The organism is Paenibacillus sp. B46(2026) (assembly GCF_056786355.1).
In genome coordinates, this window is record NZ_CM165907.1 from 5,145,319 (window position 1) to 5,157,557 (window position 12,239).

12 protein-coding genes are annotated in these 12,239 nt (G+C 48.6%); 3 read left to right on the top strand and 9 right to left on the bottom strand.

Annotated elements, in window-relative coordinates; translation table 11 throughout:
- Positions 1-43 precede the first annotated feature (43 nt).
- The 3 genes from AC1S8V_RS22905 to AC1S8V_RS22915 are packed head-to-tail and all read right to left on the bottom strand — an operon-like array spanning position 44 to position 3,829.
- Entirely contained in the window at positions 44-1,642 is a 1,599-nt protein-coding gene (locus AC1S8V_RS22905) for a UDP-glucose--hexose-1-phosphate uridylyltransferase (RefSeq protein ID WP_482070911.1), read from the bottom strand.
- 14 nt (positions 1,643-1,656) lie between these two features.
- Positions 1,657-2,646, bottom strand: coding sequence for a UDP-glucose 4-epimerase GalE (galE, locus tag AC1S8V_RS22910; RefSeq protein ID WP_017686840.1), 990 nt, complete (start codon positions 2,644-2,646; stop codon positions 1,657-1,659).
- A 1-nt stretch (position 2,647) separates the two neighbouring features.
- Positions 2,648-3,829, bottom strand: a complete 1,182-nt coding sequence (locus tag AC1S8V_RS22915) for a galactokinase (protein ID WP_482070912.1) — start codon at positions 3,827-3,829, stop codon at positions 2,648-2,650.
- 153 nt (positions 3,830-3,982) lie between these two features.
- Here AC1S8V_RS22915 and AC1S8V_RS22920 point away from each other — a divergent pair, with 153 nt between their 5' ends.
- Positions 3,983-4,957 (top strand): AraC family transcriptional regulator, encoded by a 975-nt coding sequence (locus AC1S8V_RS22920; RefSeq protein ID WP_482070913.1) that lies wholly within the window; start codon positions 3,983-3,985, stop codon positions 4,955-4,957.
- A gap of 78 nt (positions 4,958-5,035) precedes the next feature.
- Here AC1S8V_RS22920 and mgrA read toward each other — a convergent pair whose 3' ends face one another.
- The 6 genes from mgrA to AC1S8V_RS22950 all read right to left on the bottom strand — a co-directional run bounded on the left by mgrA (position 5,036) and on the right by AC1S8V_RS22950 (position 10,493).
- Entirely contained in the window at positions 5,036-6,043 is a 1,008-nt protein-coding gene (mgrA, locus tag AC1S8V_RS22925) for an L-glyceraldehyde 3-phosphate reductase (RefSeq protein WP_482074558.1), read from the bottom strand.
- A 63-nt stretch (positions 6,044-6,106) separates the two neighbouring features.
- Positions 6,107-6,850, bottom strand: a complete 744-nt coding sequence (locus tag AC1S8V_RS22930; RefSeq protein WP_482070914.1) for an NAD-dependent protein deacylase — start codon at positions 6,848-6,850, stop codon at positions 6,107-6,109.
- Between the two features lie 232 nt (positions 6,851-7,082).
- Positions 7,083-7,850, bottom strand: coding sequence for an HAD family hydrolase (locus AC1S8V_RS22935; protein WP_482070915.1), 768 nt, complete (start codon positions 7,848-7,850; stop codon positions 7,083-7,085).
- A 64-nt stretch (positions 7,851-7,914) separates the two neighbouring features.
- Positions 7,915-8,679: an alpha/beta fold hydrolase gene (locus AC1S8V_RS22940; RefSeq protein WP_482070916.1), complete on the bottom strand. Its 765-nt coding sequence runs from the start codon at positions 8,677-8,679 to the stop codon at positions 7,915-7,917.
- Between the two features lie 94 nt (positions 8,680-8,773).
- Positions 8,774-9,439 (bottom strand): bifunctional 2-keto-4-hydroxyglutarate aldolase/2-keto-3-deoxy-6-phosphogluconate aldolase, encoded by a 666-nt coding sequence (locus tag AC1S8V_RS22945; RefSeq protein ID WP_105407210.1) that lies wholly within the window; start codon positions 9,437-9,439, stop codon positions 8,774-8,776.
- An 88-nt stretch (positions 9,440-9,527) separates the two neighbouring features.
- Entirely contained in the window at positions 9,528-10,493 is a 966-nt protein-coding gene (locus tag AC1S8V_RS22950) for a sugar kinase (protein WP_482070917.1), read from the bottom strand.
- A gap of 223 nt (positions 10,494-10,716) precedes the next feature.
- Here AC1S8V_RS22950 and AC1S8V_RS22955 point away from each other — a divergent pair, with 223 nt between their 5' ends.
- On the top strand, positions 10,717-11,757 hold the full coding sequence (locus tag AC1S8V_RS22955) for an acyltransferase family protein (protein WP_482070918.1): 1,041 nt from the start codon (positions 10,717-10,719) through the stop codon (positions 11,755-11,757).
- 123 nt (positions 11,758-11,880) lie between these two features.
- The gene (locus AC1S8V_RS22960; RefSeq protein ID WP_482070919.1) at positions 11,881-12,132 is read left to right on the top strand and encodes a KGG domain-containing protein; all 252 of its coding nucleotides are present in this window, start codon (positions 11,881-11,883) and stop codon (positions 12,130-12,132) included.
- The last annotated feature ends 107 nt before the right edge of the window (positions 12,133-12,239 follow it).

The window sequence follows — 12,239 nt, forward strand, 5'->3', positions numbered from 1 at the left end:
AACACCCGCTCATGATTGGGCGGGTGTTTTGGTTTGTTGACTACTATTCAGTGTATCCCATGCTGCTTACAAAACGACGGAAAGCCTGGCGTCCTGCTTCATCATATTTGTAGACACCTGCATGTTCCAGAATCTCGGCAAATTTCAAACCGACTTCCTGTTGTACAATGGCAACGGCTTGTTCTTTGTCCAGGTTAGGACCAAACCGTTCAATCAATTCTTCCGCCCAGCCCAGATGTTTGTTCAACACATGATCGGAAGCTTTGGCCGCTTCAGCAAGCTTGGCATCTCCAGCGAGGATATCCGCGATACTGTCCAGTTCTTCTTTCAAACGACCTGGCAGAATGGCAAGTCCCATCACTTCGATCAGACCAATGTTCTCTTTTTTCAAATGGTGCATCTCACGGTGTGGATGGAAAATCCCTTCAGGATGCACATCATTTGTACGGTTGTTACGTAATACAAGATCCATCTCATAACCACCATCTGCACTGCGACGAACGATTGGTGTTACCGTATTGTGTGGTACCTGTTCCCCGTCCACTTCACTAAATGCTTCGATATCCACAGCAGAATCACTGTAGACCTTCCACGCTTCATATACGGCGTTACCCGCTTCAAGCAGCTCTGCAGGATCGTGTGAAGCCAGACGCATCACAGACATTGGCCATTTGACAAGACTCAATGTAAGTCCAGGTGCATCCGCATGGCGGAAGACCGCCTCAGGCTGTGCATTTTGAATCGCGAATGTATGACGTCCGCCCTGGAAATGGTCATGTGTCAGAATCGACCCACCTACGATCGGCAAATCTGCATTAGATCCGATAAAGTAATGCGGGTACTCCCCGACAAAGGCAAGTAATCTGCGCAGTGTATCCTTCGTCAGCTTCATCGGCACATGATCATGATGGAAAATGATGCAGTGCTCGTTGTAGTACACATACGGCGAGTATTGGAACAACCAAGGTTCGCTGTTAAGTTCCAGCGGAATGACTCTCAGATTCTGGCGGGCCGGGTGATTCACCCGACCAGCGTAGCCTACATTTTCACGACACAGCTGGCATTTTGGATATACCGGAGGCGGAAGCAATTTCGCCATGGCAATTTCCTTTGGACTTTTCTCCGGTTTTGACAGGTTAATAGTAATCTCCATATCTCCATAGGCCGTGTCCTGAGTCCAGTAAACGTTCTTCGAGATCCGATCCATCCGAATATAGTTGGAGTTAATCGACAAGTCATAGAATTGAGATGTGGCCGCCTCAATGCCTTCCGTCTGCTCCGTGTGGCGGAAGGCGCGTACCACTTCGGATGGGCGTGCCATCAGATGACCCATGATCTTTGCATCCAGCAAATCACGGAATGTATCACTATTTTCAGGAATGAGTCCAATGGAAAATCCATAATCGATCAACGTATCCAGCATAGCCTGTGGGCCATCGGGCACATTCGCGTCCAACTCGCCGGCATAAGGCTCCGAGAATCCGAATTGTTCCAGCAAGAGGTTGCGGCTATAATCCCAATCCGCTTCCTCAATTAATTGTTTCTGCAAGGCAAATGCAACCAGACGTTCAATGGCATGCAGTGCTTCCTGCTGCTCCGGTGTCCGCTCTGTGGCACCTGCTGCAATATGAGTCTGTGACATAAGGTGTTCGCCTCCTAGTTTTTTCCGTAGCCGTCAGGACGTGATTGGTGCCAGCTCCAAGCGCTTTGAATGACATCTTCCAGATTGGTCCATTTCGGATTCCAGCCCAGGACGGATCTCGCTTTTGCAGATGAAGCTACCAGCACAGCCGGGTCACCTGCACGACGTGGTTCCTGTACAACCGGAATATCGAGGCCAGTCACTTTTTTGGCTGTTTCGATCACTTGTTTTACCGAGAACCCTGTACCGTTACCCAGGTTGAACACGTTACTATTCTCACCTTTGCGTAGATAATCTACTGCACGCAGATGCGCATCAGCCAAGTCGCTCACGTGGATATAGTCACGGATACATGTTCCATCTTCTGTTGCATAGTCGTCACCAAACACGGCAATGTGCGGGCGTTGTTTCAATGCTGTTTGCAGAACGAGTGGAATCAAGTGACTCTCTGGCTGGTGATCTTCACCAATTTTACCGCTGTCATGAGCACCGGCTGCATTGAAGTAACGCAGGGAAACGTATTTGATATCCTGAACTTTATCGAACCATGACATCATGCGCTCCATCATCAGCTTTGTTTCGCCGTATACGTTGGTTGGCTCTGTACGATCGCTTTCTTCGATTGGCACTTTCTCAGGCTCACCGTAGGTAGCTGCTGTAGAGGAGAAGACGATACGGCGTACGTTCGCTGCATTCATCGCTTCCAACAGACAGAGTGTACCAAATACGTTGTTGTCATAATATTTAACCGGGTCTTTCATACTCTCGCCTACGAGTGAGTTGGCTGCAAAGTGAATGACTGCATCGATTGAATTCTCAGCGAACAGCTTCGCCAGAATTTCTTTGTCACGCAGATCCCCTTCATACAACTTACCGCCGAGCAACGCCTCACGATGCCCTGTCTGCAAGTTATCCAGTACCACAACCTCTTCCCCGCGTTCCAACAATGCTGCTACCGTATGAGATCCAATATACCCTGCTCCACCTGTCACCAAAATTGCCATTTTACTTCGCCTCCTTCAATTCTTTAACACCGTCACCTACGCCGCACACATAAAAATCACCTTTGAGACTGGTACGCGCTTCATACGCCGCGCCCACTTCACTTACAAAACGCTCGACATCATCTTCATGCACAAGTGATACGGTACAACCGCCAAATCCTGCGCCAGTCATCCGAGCACCAAGCGTGCCTGGAATCCGCTGAGCTTCTTCAACCATAACGTCCAGCTCATCACAGCTTACTTCGTACAAGTCGCGAAGCGATTCATGAGAAGCGTTCATCAGCTTGCCGAAGGTTTCCAGATCATTATCCTGCAATGCTTCGACCGATGCGAGCACACGAGCGTTCTCTTCCACGACATGTTGTGCACGCTGTCTTACTTTGTCATCCTTGATCTGATCCTGTAGCGTTACGAACTGCTCTGGCATCAATTGAGCCAGGTAATTCAGTGCAGGCAGCTGTTCCTTCAAGATGGCAAGTGCCTGCTCGCATTGGGAGCGACGTTCATTGTAAGCCGAATCCACCAGACCTCGGCGTTTGTTTGTGTTACCGATGACCAATTTGTAGGAACCTGTACGGAAAGGAACCTTTTTGTACTCCAGTGTGTCACACATCAGCAGGATCGCGTGATCCTGAGCACCGTTTGCGACAGCGAACTGATCCATGATTCCACAGTTGACGCCTACGAACTCATTCTCCGCTTTCTGGGACAGAAGCGCCAGTTGAACCGTATCAATATCCGTTACACCCTCCAGAGACTGAATCGCAAATCCCGTGAGTACCTCCAGTGATGCAGACGATGAAAGTCCTGCCCCGTTCGGAATCTCCCCGTGGTACAGGAAGTCGTACCCTTTCGTTACATTCACACCTTTGCCTTGCAGTTCAACCATGACACCAACAGGATAGTCAGTCCATTCTCCGGTTTTCTCTTTACCAATGGTGGAGGTATCCAGTGTTCCTTCATAAGACATGTTCGTGGAAGCCAGTTGCAACTTGTTGTCCTGACGCTCACGAATGATCAATGTTGTTCCGAATTCCAGTGCTGCCGGAAGCACATATCCGCCGTTATAGTCAATGTGCTCACCGATGAGATTCACACGCCCAGGGGCATGAAATACACGGATGTCCGCTCCACTCTCTCCGTACTTCTCAATAAACTTTTGTTTCAATTCAGTTACGTTCACTGCTGGTGCACCTCGCCTCGTTGTTGTGGTTTTCTTAATGTTATTATATAAGAAAGCGATCCCTCTTGTAATGCAACCATGTGTGTTTCATATGGATAAATGTGACCTTAAGGCGTATAATGATCGAAGCATCCCGGAAAGAAGGAAACAAGTATGACAGACCCATTCAACGCCAAGAAAGAATCCCTTGCATCTTCTACAGAAAAAATACAGGAGCTACCTTCCGGTAAAAGCGGAGCACTCAGTTATTCGGTTGCCTCCAATCCTGTCTATTATGAGCAAGGCGCACTGCATGTCCTGTTTGCCGGGGCAAGCCAGACCCTTCCGGGTCACGCCCTCGGACCCAAACTGTTTGATTATTATCTGCTTCATTATGTAGAAAAAGGAGCGGGTACGTTCCGTACCGAACTACACACCTACGAGTTATCCGCAGGTGATTGTTTTCTCATTCATCCCGGGCAGCTGGTAAGCTACCAGTCTCACGCCCGCAATCCATGGCAATACCGCTGGATCGCCTTCACAGGCAGCCAGGCTAGCCAACATACCGAGGAAGCCGGATTCCGCCCGGAGAAGTCCGTTTTTCATGCAGGACCCTCCTGTGGAATATCCAATTGGCTATCCGTGATGCAGGATGCTTTTGCCGAGCGCAAAGAAAGCTCCCATTTCACATCACTGGGTACGTTATATATGATTCTAGCTGAAGCACAGAATCACCTTTCGCAGGGGCAAACCTTAATTCCAGGTGAATCCTCCATCCGACGTACGGTGAAACAGATGATTCAATATATGTCCACCCAATATGCCTATCCTGTCTCCATTGAACAAATGTCCGCGAGTCTCGGGTACAACCGGGCCTATCTATCCCGTATTTTCAAACAGGAAACTGGACTTTCGCCAGTCACTTATCTGTTAAAACTGCGGATCGACAAGTCGCGCCAACTCCTGAGAGAACGCCCGGATCTGTCCATCGAACAGGTATCTGCATCGGTTGGACTGCCAGACGCGCTGTATTTCTCCAAACAGTTCAAACGATTTCACGGTGAAGCGCCCAGCTTGTATCGAGAGAAAATACTGTCCCGCCCACTACATCAGGGGTTACAGCAGAATGCTCAACAAAACAAACGGTGAACAACGTAACGGAACCACATACGACAAAAAAAAGGTGCATTCCGCCATTATGGCTAAGATGCACCTTTTGCACTTTATTTATTTGTCATCAGGCTCTGGACTCAGAATGGACTCCACCCGTTCCAATTCCTCTGTAGAGAAATCCAGCTGGCTGAGTGCTGCCACATTCTCTTCAATCTGGGAAGGACGGCTGGCACCAATCAACGCAGAAGTTACCCTTCCATTACGTAGAACCCAGGAGAGTGCAAATTGGGCCAGACTCTGACCGCGAGCTGCTGCAATCTGGTTCAACGCCCGCACTTTGCGGAGCGTCTCAGGAGAGATATTGTTTTCATTCAGGAATACCGACGGACCTTTCGCACGTGAGTCTTCCGGGATACCATTCAGGTATTTATTCGTGAGCACCCCTTGTGCCAATGGACAGAACGCAATACTGCCTGCGCCATACTCATCCAGCACATCTTGCAGACCATCTTCAATCCAGCGATCCAATAACGAGTATTTCGGTTGATGAATCAGCAATGGCGTACCCAGGCTTTTCAAAATTTCGGCGGCCTGTCTCGTCTGCTCTGCGGGATAGTTGGAGATTCCTACATAGAGGGCTTTGCCAGAGCGAACAATATGGTCCAGTGCCATCATCGTCTCTTCTAGAGGCGTTTCCGGATCATAACGATGCGAATAGAAAATATCCACATAATCCAGACCCATGCGCTTCAAGCTCTGATTCAGACTGGATACCAGATTTTTGCGTGAACCCCACTCGCCATACGGCCCGGGCCACATATAATATCCCGCTTTGGTGGAGATCACCAGTTCATCACGATAAGGCTTCAGATCTTGGGCCAGTACCTGTCCAAATAACTGCTCTGCTGAACCTGCTGGTGGGCCATAGTTGTTGGCAAGGTCAAAATGCGTAATGCCCAGATCAAATGAACGGGTAATCATATTACGGCCATTCTCGGCGTTATTAATACCGCCAAAATTATGCCACAGCCCCAGTGAAATCGCTGGCAGTTTCAAACCTGAACGCCCAACGCGGTTATATTTCATCGTTTCATAGCGAGTATCGCTTGCTACGTAGACCATCATGAATCCCTTCTTTCCCCAGGTTCCGCTCTTGTGTCCGGTCTGGTTATTCAGTCCATACGTTTAACCAAGAAGCTGGTCCACATTATTCATTACCTCACCAATCGGCTCTGTAATCAGCAAATCCGACCTGCGGTCGTAAGCGGTAGGTGTAGCGTTCAACAGAACAGTATGTTTTCCCTGAAAATACGTAATTAACTGGGCAGCTGGATATACCGTCAATGACGTGCCTCCCACGAGTAACAGATCTGCAGAAGACAGTGCATCAATGGAGCGATACAATGTCGTCTGATCCAGCTCCTCCTCGTACAGCACTACATCTGGCTTGATCACTCCACCACATGTGATACACCGAGGTACGCTTTCTTTGGCTTGTATAATATCATTCAGCGTATAAAACTGCTTGCAATCCATGCAGGCGTTACGATGAACTGAGCCGTGAAGCTCCAATACATTGCTGTTGCCTGCCTTCTGATGGAGTCCGTCGATATTTTGCGTGATGACTGCCTGAAGTTTTCCCTCCTGCTCCAGTCGGGCTAACAGTCGATGGCAGCCATTCGGTTCAGCATCCGGATGAAGCATTTTGCCTCGATAAAAATCATAAAAAATATCGGCATGTTGATCAAAAAAATGTCGACTTAACAATTCTTCCGGTGAATAAGGTGAATGCTGCTCCGTCTGATACAGACCCGCAGCCGAGCGGAAGTCGGGAATCCCGCTTTCCGTTGAAGTTCCGGCCCCTCCGAAAAAAACAATACGGGAGCTTTCCTGAATCCAGGCAGCCAGTTGTTCTGTTGTTGCGTTCATCCTCTCTCCTCCTTTTGTTTACTATATAAATTGAACTAAAGAATATTTACACTGACCACTCCGATGACAGAACAACCTTCCGATCACTGTTATCCCCAGATTGTTTGTTTCCTGTATAAAGGGTACATCCGGTGATAACGGTGACCACTCTGTTTCTTCAGGTTATTTCTGTCCTCTCCGTTTTGTGTAAATGTTTAGTTCAATTTATATAGTTCAATCTGGCAAGAGTGACTTATATAATCACGCTTAGCTCATTATAATGACGAATAATGGCATGGGCATCAACCAGATGAGATCCTTGATCTGACTGTGGACAGTAACCAAGCGCATAGGATACGCCTGCGTGCCGCCCCATCTGCATATCCCCATTGCTGTCTCCAATTACGATGGCCTCCGCAGGATCGATATGTAATTCACGGCAAGCCAAAAGTGCTGCTTCTCCATCCGGTTTGCCCTGAGTCACCCGATCACAGCCCACAATGGATGTGAAAAGGGAACGGATTCCCATCCAGTCCAGATGTGTTTCTGCTGCCGCTGTACTGTCAGAAGTGACGACCGCCAGTGGTATGTCTGCTGCCCTGCAACTCTGCAAGAAAGCAAGCAAGCCTGGCATCGGTTCAGCCAGTTTCCTCTGCCTAACCTCTCGCATGGCCACACTTGAAAATTGGCGTATCGTTGTGATCGCTTCATTCCATGGCATGCCTGCCGCATATAGCTGCCCCGCGAGCAATCCCGTGCACTCATCAACAGTCGCAATAGCCAGCGGGCCTTGCGGATCATAGCCGACAATCTGACCTTCTGGATTATGGATGGTGCCCAGAACATGCTCCAGTTCAACCGTAAATAAAGCTCCAAGCTCATTCATACGTGCCTGTAACTGACTCAGCAACGTCTCTGCCCACGGTCCCCATAGCTGGAGGAATTCCAGTAATGTACCATCTTTATCGAACAGGATAGCTTTACATGGGATCTGCGCTCCATGCACTTGAAGCATGGTCATCCGTATCACCTCCATCAAGTTATGCTATACATGCATACAGCCCTTAATGCAGAATAATCAAAATCTACTTAATCGTACTTAACCAGGCCAGAACTGTCTTGACGGTCTGATTCAGCTGTTCTTCTCCACTCACTTCTGGCTCGCCATCCCCTTTTTGATGACCATAATCACCGAACTGGGCGTGGTTTCCACCTTCAATGGTGTAGTATACCGTCTCCGCGGGCAAATACATACGTCCACTCTGATACTTGGTCATATTCACAACCTCATCTTTAGTACCCAGAATGGATAAAGCAGAGATTCCCAGTGACTTTACGCTTCCTTTTTCATCCGGGTAGGATGCCAGAAAGAAGATGCCCTGAAGTGCATCTGGATGTGCGGCTACATAACGTGCAGCCATCGACCCGCCGAGAGAGTGTCCACCCATAACAAATTGTTCGTCCGGATAGGCGGCCAGAATCTCATCTGCCAAGTTTTGCTTGAGCACTGCCAGGTTGACCGGCATTTTGGCAATAATGGTGTGATGACCAGCAGCGGCCAACTCATGCGCAAGTGGTGCGTAACTTTCCGGTTTTACCAGTCCACCAGGATAGAAAAGTACACTTTTCCCAGTCGGTTTGTCTGGCACAAAATCAATCCAGTTCTCTTGTTCGCTCACCGTCACCTGATTGGCTGTTTCCATGGCTGTTTGAGCTGTTTCCTGTGGACCGTATGGTGTGAATAATTTCCACGCAACAAATCCACAACCAATGACAATGAGCGCCAGAAGTACGAGCAGGAATTTCCCGATGCCCCTCTTCTTGCGCCCTGTGTTATACCGATTTCTCAACGTTAATCACCTTTCTTCACTTCCGCAGGTGCCGCGGCTCACAGAATTGGGAGCCTTCGTTCATCAGGCTCCCCTTCTACGAATTGAAAAAATATTATTCAGCCTTGGCCTTGCGGTAAGCATCCATATATTGTTCCGCTCTGCGACGGACATGACTCAGGTCACCCGTCTTCACAGCTTCCGATGTCAAGTCGGAGCCGATCCCTACAGCGACTGCTCCACCCTTGATCCAATCCCCCAGATTAGACAAGGATACCCCGCCAGTTGGCATAAAATTCGCCTGCGGCATAGGGCCCTTCATCGTTTTGATAATCGAAGGATCATACAGGTTGCCCGGGAACAACTTCACAATGTCCACACCAAGCTCCAATGCGCGCTGAACGTCAGCAATCGTCATCACACCAGGCAGAATCGGAATTCGATACAGGTTGCAGATCTGAACGGTATCCGGGTTCAGGGAAGGTCCGACTACAAACTCGGCACCCGACATGATCGCTGCTCTCGCCGTTTGTGGTTCAAGCACCGTTCCCGCACCAATAATAGCGAATTTCTCTGGATCTTGTGTGTTCCAATGGTATACACGGCTTAATTTTTCAATGGCTTTGAGGGCACTGGGCACAGTCATCGTAATCTCGATAACTTTAATGCCGCCCGCAATTGCTTGCTCGGCCATGGCAATGACTTGATCAGCAGAATCTGCACGCAGAACCGCAACAACCCCATTGTCCGTAATCTTTTGCAACAGCTGAAGCTTCTTCATTTCATTCTCTCCCTTGTCAATGTGGTGGTTGTGTATACAAGCCTTACATTTCAGAACGAAGATGAGACATATATGATTTCAGCAGCGACTAGCGCTCAACATGGGCAACGTTGTTCAGCTTGGCCTCGACCTGCTCCCACGTCGGAAGCGCCTCCCAATCGCCAACAGCCTGTATTACCATGGAACCGGTCAAATTACCGAGACGGGTTGCTTCCTGCGGGGAGTATCCTTTAAGTAAACCAGATAAAAATCCCGCACAGAATCCATCTCCTGCCCCTACCGTATCCAGAACATGATCTGCCTTAAAGTACGGAACTTCCGTTAGGGTACCATTCGCCAATACGTAGGTCAAATCAGGGCCACCCTTCACGATGCACACGGCCTTCATGGCAGATAGACGCTCAAGTACTTTTTGATCATTTTCTTCGTTATATAGAAGTTTCATCTCGTCCAGACCCGGTAAAAAGTAGTCCGCCAGTTCAGCCAGACGCAGTATGACTGGGCGCGCCTCATCCGCTGACCATAGTTTGAGACGCAGATTCGGATCAAAGCTTACTTTCACACCTGCCTGTTTGGCAATATGTATGGCGGCTTCCACCGTAGCAAGTCCGGACGGGCTTATCGCTGCGGTAATACCTGTAACGTGCAATATCTTCGCCCCGGCAATATAATCGGAATCCAGATCATCAGGTGTAATCGCACTTGCAGCGGATAGCTTCCTATAATAATGCACCGAGGCTTTCCCGGAAGCGTTCTCACGAATCATCAAACCGGTGGGCTCGTGATCACTTAAACGTACTCGGGATACATCTACACCTTCACCGCGAATGGCTTTCAGAATCATACTGCCGATCGGATCATTGCCCAAGCGTCCAAACCAACCACTGGTATGACCCAGGCGGGATACGCCAATAGCCAGATTACTCTCAGCACCCCCGAACGACTTGTCCAGTGTGGCTGCATATTCCAGCCCTCTTGTATCTTTGGCAGTCAGTAGACCCATACTTTCCCCAAATGTAATAATCTCCGGGCTTGGATAGGGACTTGTTGACATGATTTCTTCCCTCCTTATATTTACATTCCCTCATCTTCTTTTACTATTGTCATCCTCTATGCAACCGTTGTCAATCCCGTAGCGTTCATTTTGTTGTCACAGCTTTGAGAAAAGATAACGCTTACCAATGTGAATTAAATCACAATAGAGAATGTACATCCATATTACCCTTATTACAGATGCAAACGGCCTTTGCAATAAGGGTCTATAAGGGGGCTACACCATGAAAAATCAGACACTGATCCGGGATGATCAGGAATCTTTCTTTTACAATCTGCGCTTTATGCTTATCGTCTGTGTCCTTGCAGGTAATGCACTTGAACCACTCATCACACGCTTTGCAGGCGCGGAAGCTCTGTTCCTGTGGATATATACGTTTCACATGCCACTCTTTGTATGGGTAACAGGGTATTTTGCGACCCACTCACTCCAAGGCGCGCCTGGACGGAACGTCCTGAAGCAGATTGCCTTACAATATGTGCTGTTTCAGTCCTTGTACGCATTGATGGACTTTACCGTGTTCCACACACCCCATATGCGGCTATCCTTCTTCGCACCTTACTTGCTGTTATGGTTTCTTGCGAGTCATTTCTGTTGGCGATTGTTGCTACGTCTTACGATCTCATGGAAACCGATATATCGGTTGATCGGTTCGATTGTGCTCGGTGTAATTGCCGGGTATTTGCCCATCGACGGGTTCTGGCTCAGCTTCAGTCGTACGTTTGTGTTCTTGCCGTTTTTTATCATCGGTTATGACTATGGAGCATCCATCCGTTCTCGCTTACTATCCGGTTGGGGGCGAAAAACTGCAGCCGTCCTCTCCGCTGCACTGTTGGTATGGATCGGATATGGCGGTTTGAATATTTCATCAGGATGGTTACTCGGCAGCATGACGTACGCTGAACTGGGCCATCACGAATGGTATGCCGGCATCTTCCGACTTGGTATCTACCTGCTGGAGATCGCATCGGCAGCACTGTTCTTGGCATGGGTACCTTCCTTAACTTCCAGACTGACGGACCTTGGACGACGCACACTCTATGTATTCCTGCTTCATGGTTTTCTCGTTCGTCTCGCGATCTGGTCTGGAGTCTACACTTATATGGGAAGTTCGGCATATATTCCAGTCATACTTGTCATCGCCGCACTCTTCGCAGTCACACTGGCTCTGCCAGTTGTACGTCACACGTTCAAACCCTTAATTGAACCGGATATATCCCGCTTTTCTTTCAATCGGCATGAGGTGTTTAAACGGTCGGCCTAACGCTCTGACGGATCTCTTCCCCATCGGTTCCATTCAGTGATGTTGTTTCAGGCTGGAAATGATGTGGTAAATTAGGGATACGCGCTACAAAAAACAACTTATCGTTGTAAGGAGTGATTTGTAATGGCACGTCAACCGACGTCAGAACACAAGATGAGTCGTGAAGAAGCCGGCAGATTAGGTGGTAAGGCCACTTCCCAAAAACATGATCGAAGCTTCTACCAGATGATTGGAAAAAAAGGGGGAGAAGCGACTTCAGATGCCCATGATACTGACTTTTACAAGCAGATTGGACGTAAGGGCGGAGAAGCAACCTACGAAACCCATGATAAGGAATTCTATCGTGAGATTGGACGCAAAGGCGGAAGTAACTAACAGCATCCCACTCGCCACATAAAAACGTAATCATAGCTTTCCCGCAAATCAAGAAGTCTAATTCCATGAAAATGGTTTGAGGCTTCTTTCTATTGATTGTAGAAATA